The following is a 22,596-nucleotide window of genomic DNA, read 5'->3' as shown; positions in this document are numbered from 1 at the left end:
CTATCTTTTATTGGATACCGCCAAGGCCTGGTTGCAGGCTCATGGCATGGAAGCGATGGAAGGCCCTATCAATTTTGGCGAGAATGACAAATTCTGGGGCTTGCTCATCGATGGCTTTAAGCCGCCTAGCCTGGGCATGAATTATAACCCACCTTATTATCAGCATTTCTTCGAATCGTATGGATTTGAAAAAGTATATGACCAACTTACTAATTACCTGGATATCACCGTGCCGTTTACTGAGCGATTTACTAAGATAGCGGATTGGGTAATGAAAAAGCCAGGCTATTCATTCCGGCATTTCGATAAAAGGCAGTTCAACAAGTATGCAGCAGATTTCAGTGAGATCTATAATGATGCCTGGAGCACATTTGAAAATTTCGCACCTATTGAAATGGGCGTTATTAAAGAATCCTTCCGGCAGATGAAGCCAATCATGGACGAAAGGATTATCTGGTTTGCTTATTACAAGGAGGAACCCATTGGTTTTGTATTGTGCATGCCTGATGTAAACCAGGTATTGAAGCATGTAAATGGTAAGCTTAATCTTTGGGGAAAACTTAAGTTCCTGTGGTATAAAAAAACAACTACTATTGACCGTCTGCGTATTATTATCTTAGGTTGTAAAAAGAAATACCAAAACCACGGTATTGAATCGGCGCTTATTCGTACGCTCCAATTGGAGGTAGTACCAAAAGGTATTGTAAAGGGGTTGAATTAGCGTGGGTGGGTGATTTTAATGATAAAATGCTGGCTATCCATGCTGCTACCGGCGCCAAGCTGGATAAGGTGCACAGGACTTATAAAAAGTATTTTGATCACCTGAACTTTAGCTGGTCTACTTTTTCTTTATCTTCTTTCTCTTTAGTAAGGTCGAACATGGTGCCAAATACCTTGTCCCACAGGGTGGTACTAACACCATATCCATGATGCTCATCTTTATAATGGTGCAGGTGGTGGTTGCGCCATAAGGGTTTCATCCATTTAAAAGGGGGATTCCAGGCGTGGATGGCATAGTGCATACTGCCATAAATAAGATAACCCAATATAAAGCCCGGGAAAAAGAGAAAGGCATATTGCTGCATGGCCAGGTACATGAGGCCAAAGATCGCAGAGGAGATGATCAGGCTGGGTACAGGGGGCATAAAGAGCCTTTCTTTGTCGCGGGGAAAATGATGGTGATTGCCATGGAGTACATAAATGAATTTCGTGGCACGGGGGCTTTCAGCAATCATGTGAAATATGTACCGGTGCATGATGTATTCAAAGAAGGTCCAGAAAAATATGCCTGCTGCAAAGACAAGTGCTATCGTCCAGCCGGTAAAATTCCATTTATTGGCAGAATACCAGGGAGGCCGGCAAATACTGGCAGGTATATGCCCCAAATGATGAGGGGGTGCGTTTTTGTAAGCATTTCCAGGTACCGGTTCCTGAATAATTGGGCTTGTCCTTTGTTATGAATTTTTTCAAATTGCATACCCCGGATTTATAATGAATTTACGACAAAAATAGTTTATCGATTTCCTGGTCAGCTTTATCAGACTTGTAAATTTATTGGGGAGCTAGTAATTGATCGATCCTTACCATTGAATAACCGGCCTGCTTGAGGTATTGAATTAATTCACCGAGGCGGTTATAGAGTTTATCGGTTCTTTGGGGAGCAGTTCCAATGTGTAGAAGCAGGATAAAGCCATTGAATGCTGATGGTGATTGTTGCCCAAAGTTGTATATGGACTGAAGAATATGATCGCTGCTGCGGTAATTTTTCAGGTCAGGGGTGGTATAATCGGCATGGCTAATAGTGCCGGGGGTATAGTTAATGAGTTGAAAACCTTGCCGTTTTGACCAGGAAACAATGGAATCATTGTACCATTCATAGGGTGGCAGGAAATAGGGAGCTTCTTCTTGCCTGATGCCAAAGCTATTCATAACGGCATAGTTGTGCTGGAGGTCTGCATCAAATTGCTGCCTGGTTACCAGTAGGCTGTCGCGCCGTTTCCAGTCGCAATACAACAAATGCTGGTCGCTGTGCGCCCCAGGTAATGACCATCCTTCCTGAGCTGCCGGATGGTTTCGGCAAAGGTAGGTTCCCGGTAAAAGCGGCCAGTTAAGAAGAAAGAAGCTTTGATATCTTCTTGCTGCATTATGCGGATAATGGCGCTGCCACCATCGGCAAATTCATCACCTGTAAAAACTAATGCCAGTTGCTTTTTATTGATATCCCCCGCGTAATGGCTTTGTTTTGCGGAATGACCTTATGTTGTTGGGTAGGTCCGGCTTCACCAACGGCTTTATTGGGACCTGAGTAGGCGTTCGGCTTTACTTTTTTTTTAAGTGATTTGAGTGATTCCTCTCCGCTGGAGCGGATGGTTGTGCCTCTTTCTTTAGCTGCCAGCAGGTAAATGAGTGAGGCTGTACCATCCATGGTGGGCTCATTGGTACTATAATCACCATAGTCGTCATGATAAACTACCAGGCTGCTCTGAAAAGCGGCATATTCATCAGGCTCATTGAGGGTAATGCCGATCAGGTTTTTATAAATATTGCCATATACAGGGCCATCAACCAGTCCACCATCAATGGGATATTGTTTTAGATGGGTAAATGCCGAATGAGGGTCCAGGGGCGTATCACCCCAGGCTGGTAATCCGTACACCATACTGGTGCCCCAGGGATTGCAACCGAATAGCCAATCAAAATTGGCCTGTTCCAGTTCCAGGTATTGCGTGTCGCCTGTCAATTCGCGGTACCAGTAGCATTGGATAGCAAAAGAGGTGGTCAGGTTATTGCTACACCAGATGAAAGGGATACCCCGGTAAAACGCATTGTTCCTGGCTTTCTGCCAAACCTTTTCAATGCCTTGTTTATAGTATTCAATGAGCTCTCTCCTTTGTCTTCCTTCCAGTTGTTTGGCCAATTCATAATGCCCCAGGTTAATAAAAGGGTACCATTGATAATGGCGGGCAGTATCTCCACCCAGCCAGGGAGTTATTTTTTCTATCCTGGCATATTGGACCCCTTCTTTTAAAATGACGTCATCAGATGCACCGCCGGTTGTGCGTTGCATATTGCGAAGGCTGGCTGCGGCCAGTTCCATATCGTCGGTCCAGTTATCTTCTTCATAAAAATAGGGCGACCGGCCGGGGGCGGTTTGACATACACCTGGTTTTTGAATACCTAGCTGCCAGGCCGAAAGGGCCCTTTGTTGCAGTTTGAGTTTATAGGCCGTATCTTCCTGCAGCATGGTTTGGTAACCGAGGGCAAAGGCACTCGCAAATTTGCCGGCAGTAGAAGCTACACCGGTAGCCCGGTTCTTATATTTCAACAAGCCTTGCGGTTGTCCGGTGGCAAAATAGACAGGCCGTTCATATCCTTTACCATAAAAGCTATCTTCTTTAGGAATGCGCATACCGGCATGATCGCGATCGTCGGCCAGCTGGTTGAACATCCAATCTTCACGGGGATGCATTTTTAATAACCAATCGAGGCCCCATTTGGCCTCATCCAAGACATCGGCACGGTTATTTTTACCGGTCAGCCCATTGGCCTGGTATTCATCTCCAAATACTTCCGGGAAATCGCGGTAAGCAGCCAGCAGGTGCCAGGTAGCATTGGCTGAAGTTGTAACATATTGTAAATAGTCGGAAGCGTCATGCCATCCGCCGGAAACATCAATATGGGTACTATCTGGCATGGGGCCATACATGGTATAACCATCATGGGTATGGCAGGAATCTTTCAAAAAGGGATTGAAACCACTTCGTTGCTGGCGCATGTAGCGCAGGCAAAAATCGGCGGCACCTTTGTACACATCCTCGCCAATGGTAAATTCAGGCGAAATGGCATCACCGGCTTTTACAATATAACGGCCGGGCTTTTTTAGCCGGCTAAAATTCAGGCGGTAGGTTTGAGCAAAGGGCCCATATGGACCGCTGGCTGGTCCCGTATTGCCTTTCAACACCGCCGCCCCGGTAGATACTTCTATCACATAGAAGGAGGCAATGATTTGATCCTGTTTACCACACCAGATGGCTGTTTTTGGACCGTTGGTCTGATAACCCAATATATTGATGCGTATCCAGGAATTGGCTTGCTGTTGCTTTGGCGAAAAAGAAGTAAGGGGATGGCTTATGATCAGCAATAAGGCAATGCAAAAAAATGCAGGCAAAACTTATTCATAGTGGGGTTGCTTTATTGGTCCTGGTAATTAAGCTGAAACTTCTTTAGGTTGGGCCGGAATTTCCGTGGGCGCGATAGCTCATACTGGTAAATGATATTGCCTGTTTCCTTGAAAAAGGGATATCCCACCTGTTCATACTCATACTTGTTATCATTCAGGACGCCATCGCTGTTCACATAGATCACTCCGCTAAGCATAAACTCTACTTTATGCTCAAAGTCCACGATATAAGTTACATCGGTCAGGAAACCGTACGACCAGCCGGTTTTGTTAAAGGCCCTGATTTGCGGTGGTATATGACCTCGCCCAGCCTTAAAGAAAAAGAATTTGGTATAGCTTTCAAAGAATTCCGTGGTATCGTATCGGGGAAATTTACTTTCATAAGGTAGTTTGGACATATAACGGTAGAGGAGTTGATAATCATCCCCGGTCAATTTAAACCGTTGTTGTGGTTTAACCGATTCTGGAAAAAGTACTGATTGAGCCACCTGCTGCAGGTCTTCCAGCGGCATATTATTATGGGTGGTAAAATCCATAGGTGCATTGATGAGGCTATCGTCCCGGTTGAGGTGTCCTTTGCCGACCAGTATTTTTTACTAAAGTCAAATAGTATTGTATTATAGGTTGCGGGTTGCTCATAAATCAGCTGCCCGTTTTGCATAAAGCGGATGGCGTTTGTGTGCTGGTTTTGCTCTTCATTCATTGTTACAAAGCGGCGGGTGATGCGGCTGTCTTTATAGCCCTTTTGCCAAAGTTTTTCATTGAGGCTTTGTTGTCCAACAAATTCATAGAGGCGGTTGTAAGCATCATTGTCACTTACCAGGAAGATCTTCCTGATGTATTGCGCTACAGAGGGCAAGCCGTTGGCCGCGGATGTATCGGTCCATACGGTTGTTTGCCGATCATAACTGCTATCGGTAAGCATGGGCGTATATTTGTTCACACCGGCTTTTTTAGTTCATTCAGTTTTTCCAGGGCGATGAAAGCCGTAGGCATTTTTACCATGGATGCCGGGTTAAAATACCGGTTCCTGTCTACGTTCAGGTAATAATGCTTGAGTTGCGGGCGGTTGTTTTTGTCGCGGTTGATTTGGGTGTAGATTAGTTGGTACTGAAAGCTGTCGGGTTTGTTCAGTACATTCAACAAGGCAGGAGAGGCCTGTTGACGCAGCAATTGATCTAACCAGGGATCGGTTTTTGCTGGCTATGGGTGTGAAAACAAAGCAATAAGCAGGTATATGCTGCAAGAAAACGTTTCATAAGAGTAAGATACGAAACGCTGGTGTTTTATGATGCTTTTAACACCAAAGCCCTATAATATGGCTATATCTGTCACCTTTGTTTTATTTTTGCTATCTTTATAACATGTCAGGTGCACACAAACATAAATATGCTGTATACTTCAAGCATCAATTGCTTGAAGCACAGACTTATTGTGCCTGCCTGGTGTTCAATTTCGGAAAGAAGTCTAATTATTATCCCACCTGCAAAGACTTTCATAATTAATCCCCGGCCTTTTCATACTACCCGGGCTGGGGTTATGCGCTATTAACTTATTGAATACCCATTGCTTCAATCCTCATTGAAGCTGGTGATTTTAATTTCATTGGCAACTGTTGACAGGCTACGCTCATTATGGCGAGTATAACCTTACGGGCATAGGTAATTGCTTAAAGGTATAAACTTCTGTATGATTGGGCTGCAGGTCTGCCTGCATGTAAATAAGCTGCCAATTCAAAAGGTGGATCATGGCAAAATATCAAGATTTGGGTGCAGGTAGTAGGATGATTTTTCTGCCGCTTGTATTGCTTAATGCAATAATCATTAAGCAAGGGTTTATTGGCAGTGAAAATTGGTTATGGTTATTGTTACTATCGATACCCTTGCTGTTACTGGGAACGATGAAAAACCAAGAAGAAGTCTTCAGGAGGTATAGAACGAACTCCTGTAATGCGCCGCTTGCGTTATTCCTTCGAATCTGATCTGCGGGAGCGGCGGGTCAGGAGACATGAGGTATCGCAATATATCCGATACAAAGTTTTTCTAGGAACAGATAGTCCGGCAATTTTTAGTCGGTAGATTAATTATTTTAAAATGATAAACAATGCAAAAGATAAGTACTCAGCTTGTACTCAGGCTGGATGATTACAAATTATTGACATCTTACCTCAATAGCTGGCATGGCAATACGCTGGTAGAGCGTAATAGTACGCAGGAATTGCAGGCTGAACTGAAACGGGCCAGGTTGGTAGATAAAGATGATTTCCGGCGGATACCGTCCGGTTGAATTCAAGGTGAAAATAAAGGCCGATATGAAGGCGCGGAAGGTTTCTGTGGTGGCGCCCGTAGGGGCTGCCTTGATTGGCTTCCGCCAGGGACAAAAAGTAAGCTGGCAGGTACCAGCTGGCAAAAAAACATTTACTATCCTTGAAGTCATCAATGAGTAGTAAAATGTTATAAGGGGTGGCTGTGCCGCCCCTTTGTGTTTAAAGTAGGCACTTATCTCTTCTTTGGACTACCTTTGTGCCACTTCATAAACAAGTTAAGTAGTCCAGCATGCTTCCATTTCAAACACTTATTATTGTTGATAAAACAATCCCTACACCCATATACCAGCAGGTTGCCAACCGATTGGTGAGCCTGATCCGGGAAGGCCTTATCAAACCTGGAATTGCCTTACCTGGTAGCCGGGAAATGGCAGAGCTATTACAACTGCACCGCAAAACCATTGTGGCTGCTTATGAAGAGTTGCGTGCGCAGGACTGGATTGAGACCATTCCGCGCAAAGGTGCTTTTGTAGCGCAAAACCTGCCCGAAGTAAAACCGCGCAAGTTTACCCAGGGGCTTAGTTTGCCAGCCTATGCAGGCGGTACCGGGTTTAGCTTTAATGGACAGCTTACTTTTCCCGTTGCAAGCACCGCCTTGACGAAGCAAAATTCATGATCAATGATGGGCTGCCAGATACACGCCTGGCACCTATGGATGCTTTGTTAAGGGAATACCGGAGCCTGGTAAAAATAAGACACTGCTTACGATGATTGAAAGGCCTGATCCTGCCGGTGTTTATACTTTGCGAGATGCTATGGTATCGCACCTGTCGTCTACCAGGGGATTGAATATACAGGTCACTAATGTAATGATGACCAGGGGTGCCCAGAAGGCTATTTTCCTGGCAACCCGCCTGCTGATACAGCCTGGCGATTATGTGGTAGTAGGTGAACCCAACTACTACCTGGCCAATATCCTTTTGAGGAGGCCGGAGCACGATTAATTAGAATCCGGGTCGATGAACAAGGGATGGATATTGAAGCGCTGGCAACCGTGTGCAGAAAAAGAAAATACGCATGGTATATGTAATTCCACACCATCATCATCCCACTACTGCTACCCTTAGTGCGGACCGCAGGATGCAGCTACTGGAATTGGTGCGGCAATACAAACTAGCGGTAATTGAAGATGATTATGATTTCAGTTTTCATTATGATTCTGCGCCCATCTTGCCTCTGGCCAGTACCCAGCATGGAGGATGTGTTATTTACATAGGATCGGTTACCAAAGTATTGACGCCTTCGGTGCGCGTTGGATTTATGATTGCCCCGGAGATCTTTATCAAACAAGCCACTTACTTGCGACGGATGATCGATTCCCGGGGCGATAACCTGATGGAAGCTGCTCTTGCCAATCTGATGAAGAACGGCGATATCGGACGTCATATAAAAAAATCAAATAAGATATATCTCCAACGGCGGGATTTTTTTGTTCGTTGCTGGACCAAAACTTACCAGGGATCATTCAATACCAAAAGCCTGCAGGTGGGATGGCTATCTGGACCAAGTTCCATCCCCAGTATTCATTGCCCGACATTGCTTCCCGAAGCTCCGGTATGGGTTTGTTCATGAATGATGGTAGTTCCTACAACACTGGGAAAACCAACTACAATGCTCTTCGCCTGGGTTTTGCCTCTTTCAATGAAAAAGAGATGCAGGAAGTCGTTCGTATCCTGGTAAAAGCAGCCAGCTGATAGGAGTTATTTTGACAGCGCTTTTAAATCCTGCTGGAAAGCTATAATTTGTAACCCAATTTTAACCCCTGCACCATGAATTTGCTTTTTCGGGCTTTGTTGATTCTTAGCCTGTTGCCCGTAACCCTGGCTAACGCACAAAACAACAAACCCCGTCTGGAAAAAGAACCCACGTGGGTTACTGTTCATTCACCGGCTTATACCAATACGCAACTTGACCAGGAAGCAGAAGGTGGTTATGTAGACTTGATTTTGGATAAACAGGTATCTGTTGGGCATCAGTCTACCTATTACAAACGTGCCTTCCGGATCATTTCCGAATCGGGCGTACAGAATGCCTCTGAAGTAAGTGTAGGATTTGACCCTTCTTATAGCCAACTCATCTTTCATTCGATCAACATAATTCGTGGCGTCGAAAAGATCAATAAGCTGCAACTGTCGAAGATTAAGACGATTCAGCAGGAGCGCGAACTTAACCGCTTTCTGTACAACGGCTCCCTGTCGTCTGTTCTTTTTCTGGAAGATGTGCGTAAAGGGGATATCATTGAATACAGCTATACTATTAAAGGGTTCAATCCTGTATTCAAAGGCAAGTATGCCGACATGCTGACTACCAGTTTTGATGTGCCGATGTATAACCTGTATTACCGGATCATAATGCCCCAAGCGCGTACACTCATTATCAAAAACAGTCTGATCGACCTGCCCTGTACTACGGTGCAAACACCCCATGAAACCGTTTATGACTGGAAGCTGGAAAGGATCCCCGCATTGCATCTCCAGGATCGGGTACCTGGTTGGTATGATCCCTATTCGATGGTAATGGTTAGTGAATACAAAGATTGGAAAGAAGTGAATGACTGGGCCTTCCAACTCTTTCCTTTTGGTGATAAATTAGCGGCTCCTTTACTACGAAAGATGGAAGAAATAAAGAAAGCCGATACTTCCGTAGAAAAACGTATCCTGGCTGCCCTACGTTTTGTACAAGATGATGTGCGTTATCTGGGCATTGAAATGGGTGATCGTTCGCACAGACCGCACCACCTCGACAAAGTATTTGCGCAGCGGTTTGGCGATTGTAAGGATAAGACCTATTTGCTATGTACCATGTTGCGGGCATTAGATGTTGAAGCATATCCTGTATTGATCAGTACCTCGTATAGAAAAACATTAAAGACTGGTTACCTACGCCAACGGCTTTTGATCATGCCACAGTTTGCATTCGTTACAAGGGGCAGTCTTATTGGTTCGATCCTAGCATTTCTTATCAGCGTGGTAAACTCCGCGATATTAGTTACCCCGATTACCAATATGGCCTTGTTATTGAATCAGAAACTAGTGGACTTACGGCCATTCCCCCTCAGAATAATAAGGGGTTAATAGATATCAAAGAAGAATTCAGTATACCCGGTATGTCGGGAGCTGCGCGACTTACAGTAAAAACTACCTATTCCGGCTCTTTTGCCGATGATATCCGGGGCGATTTCAACAGCAGCAGTTTGTTTGAGATGCGTAAAACATTCCAAACATTCTATTTGGGCTATTTTGAAAAGGCTACTATTGACAGCCTTACCTATACAGATGATGAGCAAACCGGTAAGTTTACGACGCTGGAATACTATACCATCAAAGATTTCTGGGAAGAAGAGGGCGGACTCAAAAAAGTTATTTCTCTCCTTTTGTGATCAATGGTCTATTGTAAAAGCCCAAGGATGTTAACCGCACCATGCCTTTTTACATTACCCATCCGGCCAGGTACCACGAAGAGGTGATTGTGAATTTACCGGAAGACTGGAATTTTACAGAAATGATGGAGGAAATGAAATGTGCTGCTTTTTCCATGCGTGGCCAGGCTAAGTATGGCGGGCGAAAGCTAAAACTGAAATATGAATATGAAAGCCTGAAGGACCATGTATTGCCTTCGGAAGCCACTGCCTTTTTCAAGGAATACGAATCTTTTGAAGAAAATCTTAGCTACAGTCTCAGTAAAGGTGATGGATCAACTACTTTTAAAGACAATTCCGTTAAAAAGATAGTGGTGGTAATGCCGGTTACATCATCATTGCCATCTTGCTCATCAGTGGCGGCATATTGTGGTGGACTCAAAGACGTTGAAGGCATTGCTTGTAAATGGTATCAGTAATGCCTGCCATTCGTTTTAAGTTTTCCTTAAGAATGATCTCCTGTAATAGCAAACGGCGGTTCCCGGCAAGTTATTCCTGAATATCACCAGGTTGTTGGTAAGGCCAATGCGAAACCATCTCATTGTGTAGCGTTATCTCTACAAGACAAATAAGCACCGCTATATTCTTCCATAGGTGCCCAAATTTTTGGCATTGTTTTTAAGCATATTTAAGTCTACTTATGCTATTGGTGAAGGTAAGGCAACTGAGGGCAGACCTGTACTTTCACCAATTTTTGCCCTACGCCAACCCGGTGTCTATAAATATTCTCCTTCCCCGATTCACATGGGCAGTCAGTTCCCTCATTTATATGTCAAATAATGAGTAATTTCAAGGGAGATATGCCAATGAGTACCGAACGGCTAACCGATGCGCTGCTGCTAATGCGCCATTATTATGATAGTGGTGTAACCCGGCCTTACAGGTTCCGGAAAGAACAATTGTTGCACCTGAAAAAGGCCATGCTAAACCATGAAAAGGCATTACATGAGGCCCTCTACGCCGACCTTAAAAAAGTCCCGAGGAGAGTTGGGTAACTGAAACAGGCTTCCTGTTGAGTGAGATCCATGTAGCGCTTAAGGGGTTAAGCGCCTGGATGGAGCCTGAGCGAGTTGGGACCAACCTGGTTAACTTGCCTTCATCCAGTTATATATTACGTGAGCCACTTGGCATTGTTTTGATCATGGCGCCCTGGAATTATCCACTACAATTACTGTTTACACCCTTGGTAGGTGCTATGGCTGCTGGCAATTGCATCGTGCTTAAACCCAGTGAATTTGCTCCTGCTACTTCGGCTGTCATGAAGCAACTGATTGAAGAAACATTTCCCAAAGAATATATCCTGTATGCGGAAGGCGATGGAGCTACTGTGGTTTCTGCCATGATGCAGCAGTTTCGCTTTGACCATGTCTTTTATACTGGCAGTACAACAACTGGCAGGATCATTTACCAGATGGCAGCTGAAAAGCTTATACCCGTAACCCTGGAACTGGGTGGTAAAAGCCCCTGTATTTTGGAAAGTGATGCCAATATCAAGGTGGCTGCGCGGCGGATAGCAGTGGCCAAATTCTCCAACGCAGGACAAATGTGTGTAGCACCGGATTATGTGTTGGTGCAACGAGCGGTATACAATCCTTTCCTCGATGCCATGAAGCAAACCCTGCAGCAATTCTTTACTGATGACCCTGCCACTAGCTATAATTATGGGAAGATCATCAACCAAAAGCAGTTTGACCGGTTAACTCAATTAATAGCAGGCAATAAGGTAGTATATGGTGGACAGATTGATGCCAATAATTTGTATATATCCCCCACTTTAGTGGAACAACCTGCTCCTGACGCAACCATTATGCAGGAGGAAATTTTTGGGCCCCTTTTACCGGTTATTCCTTTTGATACCCGGGAAGAAGCCAGGGCCATTATCAACCGGCACCCCAATCCATTGGCCTTTTATATTTATTCGTCCGACAGTAAAAAACAAAAGACCTGGATAGAGCAGGTACCTGCTGGGGGCGTATGTATCAATAACAGCAGTTGGCACCTCACCAATTACCACCTGCCATTTGGCGGGCGAGGAGCCAGCGGCATTGGCGCTTACCATGGCCGCAATAGCTTTGAAACTTTCAGCCATCGAAAGGCTGTGATGAAAACACCTACCTGGTTTGATCCGGCGATTAAATATCCACCCTTCAAAGGCAAATTGAAATTGTTTAAATGGATCATCCGCTAAATAATGAGCGAGAGAAATAGATATCGTAGGCTTAAAAAAATGTTGACCTTCTTGTCAATATTGGTATTGATTTTCATTATCTATGTAGCCTATGTTAACAGAAATACAACCAATATGAATCTGAAACAAAAAATATCCAAAGCCGTGTACCCTTTGTTTATGGGTGTTACCCGGCTGATAGGAAAAACAATAAAACCATGAATAATGACCAGGGAGTAATTGCTCCAAAATCTGTCTATGACCTGACGATTACTCTAAATACCGGACAAGCTTTATCACTATCGTCGCTGCAAGGAAAAAGGTATTGCTGGTGAATACGGCCAGCGACTGTGGCTATACAAATCAATACGAGGACCTGCAAAAGCTATATGAAACGTACAAGGACAAGTTGGTCATTATTGGTTTTCCGGCCAATGACTTTCATGAACAAGAAAAAGGCAACGATGAAGAAATAGCGCAGTTCTGTAAAGTCAATTTCGGCGTTAGTTTTCCACTGGCAAAGAAAAGCGTTGTGATCAAGTCACCTGAACAGAACCCTGTATTTGGCTGGCTTACACATAAAGCGCTGAATGGCTGGAATGAACAGGAACCTTCCTGGAATTTTTCCAAATACCTGGTAAATGAGCGGGGTGTGCTTACACACTATTTTGATCCTTCCGTATCACCCACGAGTAATGTAGTGATCACTGCTATTGCTAAGTAAGAATACTAAAACCAATACCATGCTTACCAAAACAGATATTGAAAAGTATTTTATGGCCGAAAAGCAGGTGAGCCTTATTTTCTTTATTATCGGTATTGTCGCTGTGGCATTGGCCCTGGTATTTTTCTTCGTATTGCGCACCCAACTCTATAAAGGGGCTGCCATCCCTTTATTATTGGTGGGGGTAATAGAATTAGTAATTGGTTTTTCCGTCTATAAAAGAAGTGATGGCGACCGCCTTCGCAATGTGTATGCTTATGATATGAATCCCCAGCAATTAAAAGAGCAGGAGTTGCCCCGTATACAAAAAGTGGTAAAAAACTTCACCCTCTATAAATGGGTCGAGATTGCCCTGCTTATTACGGGCATTGTATTGATCGTGCTGTATCGTGCCAGGCCAGAGAAAGCATTTTGGGTTGGTTTGGGCATCACTTTAGCTGTCCAAACGCTGCTTATGCTGGGTACTGATTATTCGGCCGAAAAGCGGGCCAAGGATTATTCTTCAAAACTGGAAGCATTTGTAAAAACCACCTGACTTGTTAGTGAATCCTTCGGACGTAATCGCTGGCCTTCCCACATCAGACCTCCTGGTTCTGATCTCTGCTACCCGGACTTCTCGACTTTTACTGCAGCTTCTCTTGCCTATCCAGTAGTGTAACTGTTTCTTTGATCATATTGCAAACCCGGAAGTAAAAGCCTTTGTCTACTTTATCAAATGTATCGCTGGGTTGGTGATAGTCCGGATGATCTTCCACTCCGAAATAGAGGTAGGGGACTTTGGCCAGGTGGAAAGGGTAATGGTCCGATTGGTTGGTCCAGTCATTATGACCTTCTTTAGGCGTGTCGTGCCCAAATGAAATGTTTACGCTGGTCAACGGTTTAATACTGTCAACATATTTTATCAGAAAGGGAGAATGATAGGTGCCGCTCGCATAAATTTCATTTTTGTCATTGCGGCTAACCATATCCATATTTACGTTCAACAGCAGCTTTGTACTGTCTATCGGCAAGTGCTTCACAAAATAACGGGAACCGATTAGCCCCTTTTCTTCGGCATCAAAGAAGGCCAGGATAAAGGAGTGTTTAGGCGGATTTTGTTTAAAATAACGGGCAAGCGCCAGCAGGCAGGCAGTGCCTGATGCATTGTCGTCGGCACCAAAATAGACCTTATCTGCTTTGGTGCCCAGGTGATCATAATGGGCTGATATAACATAATATTGATCGGGATAGAGGGTGCCGGGAATAATGCCCATAATATTTTTCCAGTGGCGGTTGATGACTTGTTTTCCAAAGGGAAGGACTGGAACCACCCACTATCTGTTTGCTTCAGTTGCAACGAATCCAATCGTTTGGTAATATAATCCTGCGCTAATGCATTACCGGCAGAGCCTGTTTCGCGTCCGCCCAATGCTTTTGAAGACAGGTAAGCCAGGTCATGGATAAGGGTTGCGCTGTCCAAACTGGCGGCTATTGATGTTTTCTTACTTCCATCCGGATTCTTGCTGGCTTTGTTTTTACAGGCAACTACCAGCAGCTGCATGACCAGGACAACAATAACTGTTTGGGTGCAACGCAATAGCATATAGAGGAATTTGTATAAAGTTAGAAGGGAAAATCCAATCAAAGGAGGATTTCTGGTCTACGGCTATAAACAGCCTTAATAAGCGCATTCTTCCAGCTGTCCTGAGGAGAAACTGGCCACCTGACGTTCAGGTACCATTCCGGCAAAGGCTTTCTTTACTTCCTCCAGCACTTCTTCTACCTCTTCTTTTGTTTTTACGGTAACCAGTCTGGTACGATATTCTTTAATATGGGGAGACCTTTGAGATAATTGGTATAATGGCGGCGCATTTCAAAGATGCCAACAATATCACCTTTCCATTCGATGGATTTACGCAGGTGTGTACGGCAAATTTCTACCCGCTCTTCGATCGTTGGTAAGGGAAGTATTTCGCCTGTTTGCAGGTAATGTTTGATTTCCCGGAAAATCCAGGGATAACCGATGGCTGCGCGGCCAATCATGATACCATCTACTCCATACTTGTTCTTATAGGCCAATGCTTTTTGAGGCGAATCAATATCACCATTCCCGAAGATGGGAATTTGGATACGTGGATTGTTCTTGATCTTAGCGATCAATGACCAGTCGGCTTCTCCTTTGTACAGTTGGGCGCGGGTGCGACCATGTATAGTGAGCGCCTTGATACCCGTATCCTGCAACCTTTCGGCTACTTCTTCAATGTTTTTCGTATTGTCGTCCCAGCCCAGGCGGGTCTTAACCGTTACCGGCAAGCTGGTCGATTTAACTACTGCGTTGGTAAGGCGAACCATCAGGTCCACATCTTTCAATACACCGGCGCCGGCTCCTTTGCAAACTACTTTCTTTACCGGACAGCCGTAATTGATATCTACCAGGTCAGGCTGCACCGTATCAACGATCCGGGCACTTAATGCCATTGCTTCTTCATCGCCACCAAAGATCTGAATGCCAAATGGTCGTTCAAATTCGGAGAAATCCAGCTTTTGTCTGCTTTTGATCGCATCACGTATCAGCCCTTCACTGGATATGAACTCACTGTACATCAGATCTGCGCCATTTTGTTTGCACACATACCTGAATGGTGGGTCACTCACATCCTCCATCGGAGCAAGTAATAACGGAAAATCAGGCAATGATATGTGACCAATTGATGGCATAATAAAAGTGCAGCGGTTACCCAATATGATGCGGGAACAATTATCTTCGCATCGCGTATCTTGCGGTGCCCGGAGCGGCGGCAAATTTACATACTAATATTCGTTTATACCAGTTTATGATCGGTCATTTACGCATAAAATCACCTTGGAAGCAACTGGCTATTTTGCTGGCCTTTCCCCTGGTATTGGTTCTGGCTGGGATATTTGACAATTCTCAGCCGCCGAAGATGGATTTGGCTGATCCTCAAGTTATTAACAGCTTGAAATGGGCTCAAGCCTTTTCTTCCCTTATCCTGTTCGTATTGCCTACGTTTTTATTTGCTGTATTCACCTTCACCGGGAAATACACTTATTTCTTAGGATTTAAAAAGGCCGAGCAACCTAATATGTATGTACTGGCTGCTTTTTGCATTCTTTTGGCCTTCCCTTTTGCCCTATGGTTGGGAGAGCTTAACCAGCAGATTCCCTTGCCGTCTTCGATGGTAGAATTGGAAAATAAGGCGTCCGGACAAATGGAAGCTTTCTTTAAATCAAATAAGCCCATTGATGTAATTATCAATGTGATCGTCATCGGACTATTTCCTGCTGTTTGTGAGGAACTTTTCTTCCGGGGTGCTTTACAACGTATCCTGATACAGCTTACCCGCAACCCCTGGGTGGGCATCATCCTTACCGGCTTTCTGTTTTCGGCCTTACACCTGCAATTCCAGGGCTTCTTTCCACGCATGTTCCTTGAGTAGTACTCGGTGTTTTATATTGGTACAGCGGTAGCTTATGGACAAGCATCCTGGCCCATTTTGTATACAACGCAACACAGGTAATCGCAGTTTCCTTTCAACCAAAATTAGCCAATACCAATCCCGAGGGGCCATTACTTGTTTCCCTTGTTAGTGGTGTAGCCGTGTGGGCTATTTTGTGGTATTACCGTCGGCAATCGACCATTACTTATTCCAAAGTGTACCGGGTTGATGACCTTACCCCTACCAACCAATTTATTGCATAACCCTTTCCACTCATGGCACTTAACCTGGCTACGTTAAAAACAAGATCACTTACAGCTGTCATCTTTGTGGTGGTTATGCTGGGCGGCTTGTTATGGAGCCATTGGAGTTTTTTACTCCTCTTTACTATCATTCATTTTGGTTGCTGGAGCGAATACCAGCAACTCGTTGGTAAAATAGACCCCGAATATACTACCATCACTCCCTTGCATAAATACGGGGTACGGATTGCCGGCTGGTGCATCATGCTCTATTTTACCAACAATGCCTATAATATTGGCGACTTTTCCCTGCATGCCATTGGCTGGTGGGTAGGCCTTATTTGTGTATTCATGTTACCCATAATCGAGCTTTTATTTGCCGGTAATATCCGCTTAAAGAATATCTGGCTCTCGGCATTGGGCCTCCTGTATATTTCCTTAAGCTGGGGATTGATGATGGACCTGCGTTCTTATGGTATTATATACAAAGGCCAATCCGTTTTTCTTGATTTAGGTTACATTCTGCCTTGTGGTCTTATTTTTTCTATTTGGATCAATGATACAATGGCTTATATCGTGGGATCGCTCATAGGCAAAACACCTTTTTCGGCCATCTCTCCCAAAAAGACCTGGGAAGGAACTGTTGGAGGCGCCATACTATGCGTGGTAGTGATTTCTCTCTTGGGCTGGTTGATAGGACGCTTTCGGGTGATTGATTGGGTAGCCATTGCTTCCATTGCTGCTATTGCAGGGACTGCCGGCGACTTGCTGGAAAGCAAGCTCAAACGCATGGCCAATGTAAAAGACAGCGGTACGCTTATGCCTGGTCATGGCGGTTTTCTTGACCGGTTTGATTCACTATTGATAGCCACCCCCTTTGTTTGGCTGTACGTGGCAATCTTTATGAAATAGGCTATCGACAATCCCATAATTCCTAATTACTTACATTTGCAATCTTAACTCATTCTAAATGACCATTCACAAGGAAGGATATAAAAGCATTCTCATTACAGCGATCATCTTTGCTGTCATAAACCTTTATCGTTTTACTTTATCAGCTATAGCCTGCCCTGGCTTAGCTGGCTCATCTTTATTGTAACCCTGGGACTGCTCTTATTTATTATTTCCTTTTTCAGGGTACCCAACCGCCAGCTTACCAAGGGGAAAACCTGGTTATTTGCCCGGCCGATGGGAAAGTAGTGGTAATTGAAGAAGTATTCGACGAAGAATATTTTAAAGATAAAAGATTACAGATATCCGTTTTCATGAGCCCTGCCAATGTACACCAAAACCGCAACCCGGTTTCCGGTGAAGTGGTATACAATCAATACCATAAAGGAAAGTACCTGGTAGCCTGGCACCCCAAGTCCTCTACTGAAAATGAAAGACACTCTATAGTGATCCGCAATGCTAAGGGTGAAATTCTGGTAAAACAAATTGCCGGTGCATTGGCCAAACGCATCATTAACTACCTCACCGTTGGGCAAAAGGTAGAGCAAAGTGCTGAATATGGGTTCATTAAATTCGGTAGCCGGGTAGATTTGCTATTGCCTATTGGTACCAAGGTAAACGTAAAGCTCAATGAAGTGGTAAAAGGCGGGGTAACCGTATTGGCCACCTTCTAAAAAATGGTTTCCAACTCCCGTAAGGAATGTACTGTATAAGTGGGTTTCACTTCTGCCGCAACATGCAGGTGATTCACAAATACCTGGTCAATGCCCGCATTGATGGCTCCCTGAATGTCCACCTCTACACTATCGCCCAGCATAATACTATGCTGAGGCAAGGCCCTTTGCTTTTTGGAAAGCATAATCAAAGATCTCCTTATGAGGCTTTAAACTGTTGCTGCCTTCGGAAGTGATCACTTCAATGAAGTATTTATCTATGCCGCTGTTCTTTAACTTGCTATGCTGGGTACGCTCAAATCCGTTGGTAATAAGGTGTAGCTTATAACCTTTGCCTTGCAGGTAATCCAAAATTTCGATGGTATGCGGAAACAACAAGTTGCGTGAAGGCAAAAGGTCCAGAAAACGTTCCCCATCTGCCGCGCCAGCTTTTCATCTCCTATTTTAAAATCCAATAAGGTAAGCCACATCCTTTTCCAGCGCAATTCATCCACCTTTATATACCCATTTCGGTATCGGGCCCATAATTTATCATTGTGCACCAGGTAACTTTTATGGAACAGGTCAAAATCATGTATCCCCTGGTATGCAAAGCCAGTTCTTCATATATATCTGTCAGCGTTTTGCGGCTGTTGGCTTCAAAATCCCACAGGGTATGATCAAGATCAAAAAAGAGATGCTGGTATTTCATGGCGCAAAAGTACGAAGTCCAAAGCCAGTGGTCAGGTATCTACTGTTAAATTGAACAAAACACAAAAAAATCCTACTTGTTGGCTTCAGACTTCTGCTTGCAGAGCTCTACCTTCGTACTTATGAACGTTGTTATTACAGGCGCTTCCAAAGGATTTGGCCGGTCATTGGCCGAACAATTTGCTTCTCTGGGACACAATCTCTTTATCTGCTCCCGAAGCGAAACAGCTTTATATAAAACAGTGGAAGACATTTTGCTATATTACCCGGATATCCAGATAAAGGCCAATGCATTTGATCTTTCTATTAAAGAACAGGCCAAGGCTTTTGGCAACTGGGTATTGGGTTTTGGATTGCCTATTGATGTGCTGATCAATAATGCTGGTTTGTTTGATCCGGGAAGTGTACACAATGAACCCGAAGGAACACTGGAGCATATGCTCGATGTAAACTTGTTCAGTGCCTATCATGTAACCCGTACCATACTTCCGCGAATGATGCAACAAAAAAGCGGGCATGTGTTCAATATGTGCTCCATTGCCTCCTTACATGCTTATAATAATGGCGGCGCCTATAGCATCAGTAAATATGCATTGGCTGGTTTTTCCCGTAACCTGCGCGAAGAAATGAAACCCCATGGCATAAAAGTAACTGCTGTCTATCCCGGCGCAGCCTATACAGATTCCTGGGCAGGGAGTGGCGTAGACCCTAAACGCATCATGGAAGCGAGGGATATTGCAGCTATGGTATATGCTGCTTCTCAACTTTCGCCCCAGGCTTGTGTGGAAGACATCATTTTGCGCCCACAACTGGGTGATTTATAAACAACTGCAACCGCTCATCCTTTAACTGACATTTAACGTATACAAATCCGGGAAGGCTTGGCAGCAAAATTTATATTTGTCTACCGGCGTAAAAACTGTTATTATTAAAGGAAAACTACATACTTTACTTTTGTGGGTTTGCCTGTTAAGTTTGCAGTGGGCAAATGGGCAGGTTAAATTCTATACCCAGGTCAATGAATCTGTTATTCAGTTTCCACAAACCTTTCAGGTCCAATATATAATTGAAGGCTCCAAGAGTGTGCAAAATTTCCAGGTTCCGGAATTTGCCGATTTCAGGGTAGAAGGCACATTCGATTACCAGAATACCACCAGCATCCAGGCGCAAACCAAGCAATTACTAGAATCTTATACCAAGATCGTGATCCTTTCTCCTCGTCGTAGTGGAAGGTTTACAATACCTGGCGCCATGGCCATTGTTGATGGCAAGAAATTGCGTTCGGCTTCTGTTAAGGTGCTTATACAAAGCACCGGATTGTCATCCGTAAATACAGGCAGGGATGAAGAGGTAGATATGGAAAACGCTACCGAATTACAACCGGGCGAGGATGTAACCGAAGAGATCCACAGAAATTTCTTCTTGCGTACCGAATTAAATAAAACAAGCTGTTATGTGGGTGAGCCCGTGATGGCGGTATACAAAGCTTATTCAAGGCTTAGTACCACTGCTCAAGTAGTGAAAAGACCTTCCCTGAATGGGTTTAGTGTTATTGAAATGGTCGACGGCTATGATAATAAGCAAGAAGTGGAGATGTACAAGGGCAATGCTTACTATGTAAATATCATCCGCAAAGTACAGCTGGTACCTTTGCAGGAGGGTAGTTTTACATTGGACCCTGCCGAAGTGGAAGGAATGATCCATTTCAGGAAGAAGGATGCTGCCACCGGGGCTTGGGAACCGGCCAACTATCCCGTTGCTGTTAGTTCTCCACCGGTTGAACTTACCGTTAAGTCATTACCACCTGCCAATCAGCCCGTGCATTTTACAGGTGCAGTAGGTAAGTTTTCAATTGCTGTTAATGCACCCAATATCCCCATTCGCCAAGGCGATCTGGTTAAGATACAGGTGGTTTTGTCTGGTACAGGTAACCTCAATCTGCTTACTGCCCCTGTTGTAAAATGGCCCCGGGGTGTGGATACAGCCGATCCTGCTGTAAAGGAAGATGTAAACAAATATGTTTATCCCCTCACCGGCACCAAAGAATTTGAGTATTCTTTTGCCGCGCCCGATACCGGCAATTGTGTGATTCCCGCTATTGAGTTTCCTTATTTTGACCCCGATCAGAAAGTCTATAAAATAGCCGTAAGCAAGCCCCTCACTATGGAAATCAAGGCTGCTGCCAGTAAGGCCGAAGTGCAGGAGCGCAATGAGGCGTTGGTACAAGGCAATCAAACCGGTATTCCTAAGCACCTGTATTTTTTTGCGGCCATTGTGTTGGGTATTGCAGGATGGATATTTTATCAATCCTGGCAAATCAGGAAAAGTAAGAGACTGGCAAAACAAGCACCCCCACAGCAAGTAATCCCTGTACCACCCGTTCAACAGGAGATCAATCCCGATGAATGGCTGGCAATGGCCCGCGAGGCTTTGCAGCAAAGCGATAAAAACGCTTCTGCCAGGAGATACAAAATGCCTTATGGAAGATGGTCGCTACAAAATGTGCAGTAAATCCTTCTGCATTGAATAAACAGCATATAGCCGAAGCCTTGACTGCCAAAGGGGTGTCTGTTGATACCATTCATAGCTTGCTTACTGTGCTGAACGAATGTGAGTGGGCATTATACACGCCCGGCGAACAGGTAGAGGATATGAAGCGGATATTTTACGAATCGCGGACATTATTACAGCAGTTACAAAAAGTATAAGGCTATTCGGTGTATTTGTAGCCCACCCTCTTACGGAGTGAAAATATTGGGGATTGCGGCTATCTGTTTCAAAATACTTCCGGAAATTAAGGATGAAATTATCAATGGTGCGGGTAGTTGGATAAACATTATAACCCCAAACAGTTTGAAGAATCTTTTCACGGGGTACCACCTCGTTTTTGTTCTCAATAAGCAGCTTCAGTAACATGGCTTCCTTCTTGCTCAATTGTATCCGTTCACCTGCCTTGGTAGTGGCCTCCTGTGCCTTAAAATCAACCACATTACTGCCAAAACTATAAGTATCGCCTACCGAGTCCTTATCCCGCATTTTCTTATTCTTGTCAATCAGTTTTTGGACACGTAATAACAACTCTTCCAGATTAAAAGGCTTGGTGAGGTAGTCATCAGCTCCCTTTTTAATCCCAGTACCCTGTCCGAACTGGCATTTTTGGCACTGAGGATAAGGATGGGTACTTCATTATTTTGCACCCTGATCGTTTCTGTAACACTGATCCCATCCAATTCGGGCAACATTACATCCAGTATGAGCAGGTCAAAGTATTCATCCTGCACCTTTTGTAAGGCCTCACTACCCGTAAAGGCAGAGGTTACTTCATACCCTTCCAGTTCCAGATTCAGCTTTAGTGCCTCATGAAGGTTTTCTTCATCTTCCACCAATAAAATCGAGGGCCTTGTACTCATGGTCTGTATTTACTTAGCAAAACTAACACTAAAGTTACAGCCGGTGGGGTTATTATCCATTACCCGGATACTTGCTATGTGATCTTTTGCAATTTTATGACATAGGTACAAGCCCAGGCCGGTGCCTTTGGCTGTACGTGTATTTTCATTGCCAATTCGGTAGAACTTTTGAAACACTTTGCTCTTTTCCTCATCCGGAATACCCGGCCCCTGGTCGATGATCTCCAATAACACCTGTCTGCCCGTTTCCTGCAGTTTACATTGTATAGGCGCTTCTTTGGGCGAGTACTTAACGGCATTCTCCAACAGGTTATTTACCAATATCTGGAGCAGAAGCGGATCGCCATTAATATCTATTTCGGGTAGGAAGGTCGATT

Annotated in this window: 32 protein-coding genes and 1 pseudogene; 20 read left to right on the top strand and 13 right to left on the bottom strand. The window is 44.4% G+C overall.

What is annotated here, in order from left to right:
* The first annotated feature begins 10 nt into the window (after positions 1 to 10).
* Complete coding sequence (locus tag RS881_RS55710) at positions 11 to 721, top strand: hypothetical protein (RefSeq protein ID WP_315818666.1); 711 nt, start codon at positions 11 to 13, stop codon at positions 719 to 721.
* A gap of 97 nt (positions 722 to 818) precedes the next feature.
* Here the strand turns inward: RS881_RS55710 and RS881_RS55705 are convergent, their stop codons facing one another.
* The 6 genes from RS881_RS55705 to RS881_RS55680 form a co-directional block, all read right to left on the bottom strand.
* Positions 819 to 1,385, bottom strand: a complete 567-nt coding sequence (locus RS881_RS55705) for a sterol desaturase family protein (RefSeq protein ID WP_315818665.1) — start codon at positions 1,383 to 1,385, stop codon at positions 819 to 821.
* A gap of 166 nt (positions 1,386 to 1,551) precedes the next feature.
* Positions 1,552 to 2,016: a polysaccharide deacetylase family protein gene (locus RS881_RS55700; protein ID WP_315818664.1), complete on the bottom strand. Its 465-nt coding sequence runs from the start codon at positions 2,014 to 2,016 to the stop codon at positions 1,552 to 1,554.
* Positions 2,017 to 2,194: 178 nt separating this feature from the next.
* On the bottom strand, positions 2,195 to 4,168 hold the full coding sequence (locus tag RS881_RS55695) for a glycoside hydrolase family 9 protein (protein ID WP_315818663.1): 1,974 nt from the start codon (positions 4,166 to 4,168) through the stop codon (positions 2,195 to 2,197).
* A gap of 23 nt (positions 4,169 to 4,191) precedes the next feature.
* The gene (locus RS881_RS55690) at positions 4,192 to 4,614 is read right to left on the bottom strand and encodes a hypothetical protein (RefSeq protein ID WP_315818662.1); all 423 of its coding nucleotides are present in this window, start codon (positions 4,612 to 4,614) and stop codon (positions 4,192 to 4,194) included.
* The gene (locus tag RS881_RS55685) at positions 4,611 to 5,123 is read right to left on the bottom strand and encodes a serine hydrolase (RefSeq protein WP_315818661.1); all 513 of its coding nucleotides are present in this window, start codon (positions 5,121 to 5,123) and stop codon (positions 4,611 to 4,613) included. The genes RS881_RS55690 and RS881_RS55685 overlap by 4 nt, the downstream gene beginning before the upstream one ends.
* Positions 5,120 to 5,353, bottom strand: coding sequence for a hypothetical protein (locus tag RS881_RS55680; RefSeq protein ID WP_315818660.1), 234 nt, complete (start codon positions 5,351 to 5,353; stop codon positions 5,120 to 5,122). Before RS881_RS55680 ends, RS881_RS55685 begins: the two co-directional genes overlap by 4 nt.
* A gap of 930 nt (positions 5,354 to 6,283) precedes the next feature.
* Here RS881_RS55680 and RS881_RS55675 point away from each other — a divergent pair.
* The 13 genes from RS881_RS55675 (at position 6,284) to RS881_RS55615 (ending at position 13,350) form a co-directional block, all read left to right on the top strand.
* Positions 6,284 to 6,466, top strand: a complete 183-nt coding sequence (locus RS881_RS55675; RefSeq protein ID WP_315818659.1) for a hypothetical protein — start codon at positions 6,284 to 6,286, stop codon at positions 6,464 to 6,466.
* A gap of 25 nt (positions 6,467 to 6,491) precedes the next feature.
* Positions 6,492 to 6,626 carry a GreA/GreB family elongation factor gene (locus tag RS881_RS55670; RefSeq protein WP_315818658.1) on the top strand — a complete coding sequence of 45 codons (135 nt, stop codon included), beginning with the start codon at positions 6,492 to 6,494 and terminating at the stop codon, positions 6,624 to 6,626.
* Positions 6,627 to 6,735: 109 nt separating this feature from the next.
* Positions 6,736 to 7,122, top strand: coding sequence for a GntR family transcriptional regulator (locus RS881_RS55665; RefSeq protein WP_315818657.1), 387 nt, complete (start codon positions 6,736 to 6,738; stop codon positions 7,120 to 7,122).
* A gap of 91 nt (positions 7,123 to 7,213) precedes the next feature.
* Entirely contained in the window at positions 7,214 to 7,450 is a 237-nt protein-coding gene (locus RS881_RS55660; RefSeq protein WP_315818656.1) for an aminotransferase class I/II-fold pyridoxal phosphate-dependent enzyme, read from the top strand.
* Between the two features lie 73 nt (positions 7,451 to 7,523).
* Complete coding sequence (locus RS881_RS55655) at positions 7,524 to 8,078, top strand: aminotransferase class I/II-fold pyridoxal phosphate-dependent enzyme (protein ID WP_315818655.1); 555 nt, start codon at positions 7,524 to 7,526, stop codon at positions 8,076 to 8,078.
* Positions 8,063 to 8,200, top strand: a complete 138-nt coding sequence (locus tag RS881_RS55650; protein ID WP_315818654.1) for a hypothetical protein — start codon at positions 8,063 to 8,065, stop codon at positions 8,198 to 8,200. The genes RS881_RS55655 and RS881_RS55650 overlap by 16 nt, the downstream gene beginning before the upstream one ends.
* 75 nt (positions 8,201 to 8,275) lie before the next feature.
* Entirely contained in the window at positions 8,276 to 9,580 is a 1,305-nt protein-coding gene (locus RS881_RS55645) for a DUF3857 domain-containing transglutaminase family protein (protein ID WP_315818653.1), read from the top strand.
* Between the two features lie 32 nt (positions 9,581 to 9,612).
* Positions 9,613 to 9,885 carry a hypothetical protein gene (locus RS881_RS55640; protein WP_315818652.1) on the top strand — a complete coding sequence of 91 codons (273 nt, stop codon included), beginning with the start codon at positions 9,613 to 9,615 and terminating at the stop codon, positions 9,883 to 9,885.
* Positions 9,886 to 9,926: 41 nt separating this feature from the next.
* Positions 9,927 to 10,343: a hypothetical protein gene (locus RS881_RS55635; RefSeq protein ID WP_315818651.1), complete on the top strand. Its 417-nt coding sequence runs from the start codon at positions 9,927 to 9,929 to the stop codon at positions 10,341 to 10,343.
* 360 nt (positions 10,344 to 10,703) lie between these two features.
* Positions 10,704 to 10,919 (top strand): hypothetical protein, encoded by a 216-nt coding sequence (locus RS881_RS55630; RefSeq protein ID WP_315818650.1) that lies wholly within the window; start codon positions 10,704 to 10,706, stop codon positions 10,917 to 10,919.
* A 17-nt stretch (positions 10,920 to 10,936) separates the two neighbouring features.
* The gene (locus tag RS881_RS55625; RefSeq protein ID WP_315818649.1) at positions 10,937 to 12,112 is read left to right on the top strand and encodes an aldehyde dehydrogenase family protein; all 1,176 of its coding nucleotides are present in this window, start codon (positions 10,937 to 10,939) and stop codon (positions 12,110 to 12,112) included.
* Positions 12,113 to 12,422: 310 nt separating this feature from the next.
* Positions 12,423 to 12,815 (top strand): glutathione peroxidase, encoded by a 393-nt coding sequence (locus RS881_RS55620; protein WP_315818648.1) that lies wholly within the window; start codon positions 12,423 to 12,425, stop codon positions 12,813 to 12,815.
* Positions 12,816 to 12,834: 19 nt separating this feature from the next.
* A complete protein-coding gene (locus tag RS881_RS55615; protein ID WP_315818647.1) occupies positions 12,835 to 13,350 on the top strand; it encodes a hypothetical protein in 516 nt (171 codons plus the stop codon).
* Positions 13,351 to 13,438: 88 nt separating this feature from the next.
* Here the strand turns inward: RS881_RS55615 and RS881_RS55610 are convergent, their stop codons facing one another.
* Together RS881_RS55610 and dusB are read right to left on the bottom strand one after the other, a co-directional pair.
* Complete coding sequence (locus RS881_RS55610; RefSeq protein ID WP_315818646.1) at positions 13,439 to 14,125, bottom strand: M28 family peptidase; 687 nt, start codon at positions 14,123 to 14,125, stop codon at positions 13,439 to 13,441.
* Between the two features lie 466 nt (positions 14,126 to 14,591).
* Positions 14,592 to 15,458: a tRNA dihydrouridine synthase DusB gene (gene dusB / locus RS881_RS55605; protein WP_315818645.1), complete on the bottom strand. Its 867-nt coding sequence runs from the start codon at positions 15,456 to 15,458 to the stop codon at positions 14,592 to 14,594.
* Between the two features lie 314 nt (positions 15,459 to 15,772).
* Between dusB and RS881_RS55600 the strand changes: the two genes are divergently transcribed.
* The 4 genes and pseudogenes from RS881_RS55600 to RS881_RS55590 all read left to right on the top strand — a co-directional run bounded on the left by RS881_RS55600 (position 15,773) and on the right by RS881_RS55590 (position 18,119).
* Complete coding sequence (locus tag RS881_RS55600; protein WP_315818644.1) at positions 15,773 to 16,252, top strand: CPBP family glutamic-type intramembrane protease; 480 nt, start codon at positions 15,773 to 15,775, stop codon at positions 16,250 to 16,252.
* 29 nt (positions 16,253 to 16,281) lie between these two features.
* Positions 16,282 to 16,515 (top strand): annotated as a pseudogene (locus RS881_RS61300) (hypothetical protein); the annotation flags it as partial.
* 12 nt (positions 16,516 to 16,527) lie between these two features.
* Complete coding sequence (locus RS881_RS55595; protein ID WP_315818643.1) at positions 16,528 to 17,406, top strand: phosphatidate cytidylyltransferase; 879 nt, start codon at positions 16,528 to 16,530, stop codon at positions 17,404 to 17,406.
* A gap of 167 nt (positions 17,407 to 17,573) precedes the next feature.
* Positions 17,574 to 18,119: a phosphatidylserine decarboxylase gene (locus RS881_RS55590; protein ID WP_315824939.1), complete on the top strand. Its 546-nt coding sequence runs from the start codon at positions 17,574 to 17,576 to the stop codon at positions 18,117 to 18,119.
* Here the strand turns inward: RS881_RS55590 and RS881_RS55585 are convergent.
* Both RS881_RS55585 and RS881_RS55580 read right to left on the bottom strand, forming a co-directional pair.
* Positions 18,116 to 18,280: an HAD hydrolase-like protein gene (locus tag RS881_RS55585; protein WP_315818642.1), complete on the bottom strand. Its 165-nt coding sequence runs from the start codon at positions 18,278 to 18,280 to the stop codon at positions 18,116 to 18,118. The two genes, RS881_RS55590 and RS881_RS55585, sit on opposite strands and share 4 nt — an antisense overlap.
* A complete protein-coding gene (locus RS881_RS55580; protein WP_315818641.1) occupies positions 18,267 to 18,470 on the bottom strand; it encodes an HAD-IA family hydrolase in 204 nt (67 codons plus the stop codon). The genes RS881_RS55585 and RS881_RS55580 overlap by 14 nt, the downstream gene beginning before the upstream one ends.
* A 461-nt stretch (positions 18,471 to 18,931) precedes the next feature.
* On the opposite strand from RS881_RS55580, the gene RS881_RS55575 reads away from it, so the two are divergent.
* Together RS881_RS55575 and RS881_RS55570 are read left to right on the top strand one after the other, a co-directional pair.
* Positions 18,932 to 19,633, top strand: a complete 702-nt coding sequence (locus tag RS881_RS55575; protein WP_315818640.1) for an SDR family oxidoreductase — start codon at positions 18,932 to 18,934, stop codon at positions 19,631 to 19,633.
* Positions 19,634 to 19,709: 76 nt separating this feature from the next.
* Entirely contained in the window at positions 19,710 to 21,320 is a 1,611-nt protein-coding gene (locus RS881_RS55570) for a BatD family protein (RefSeq protein ID WP_315818639.1), read from the top strand.
* Positions 21,321 to 21,401: 81 nt separating this feature from the next.
* Here RS881_RS55570 and RS881_RS55565 read toward each other — a convergent pair whose 3' ends face one another.
* From RS881_RS55565 to RS881_RS55555, 3 genes are read right to left on the bottom strand one after another with little or no spacing between them, the layout of a single operon-like run.
* Complete coding sequence (locus tag RS881_RS55565; RefSeq protein WP_315818638.1) at positions 21,402 to 21,887, bottom strand: winged helix-turn-helix domain-containing protein; 486 nt, start codon at positions 21,885 to 21,887, stop codon at positions 21,402 to 21,404.
* Positions 21,863 to 22,219, bottom strand: coding sequence for a response regulator (locus RS881_RS55560; protein WP_315818637.1), 357 nt, complete (start codon positions 22,217 to 22,219; stop codon positions 21,863 to 21,865). Before RS881_RS55560 ends, RS881_RS55565 begins: the two co-directional genes overlap by 25 nt.
* Positions 22,220 to 22,228: 9 nt before the next feature.
* Complete coding sequence (locus RS881_RS55555) at positions 22,229 to 22,525, bottom strand: sensor histidine kinase (protein WP_315818636.1); 297 nt, start codon at positions 22,523 to 22,525, stop codon at positions 22,229 to 22,231.
* Between the last annotated feature and the right edge of the window lie 71 nt (positions 22,526 to 22,596).

This window comes from Paraflavitalea speifideaquila (genome assembly GCF_032395985.1).
Taxonomy (GTDB): Bacteria; Bacteroidota; Bacteroidia; order Chitinophagales; family Chitinophagaceae; genus Paraflavitalea; species Paraflavitalea speifideaquila.
Note: the sequence above shows the minus strand (reverse complement) of the source record. Positions and strands in the feature narration are given on the sequence as shown.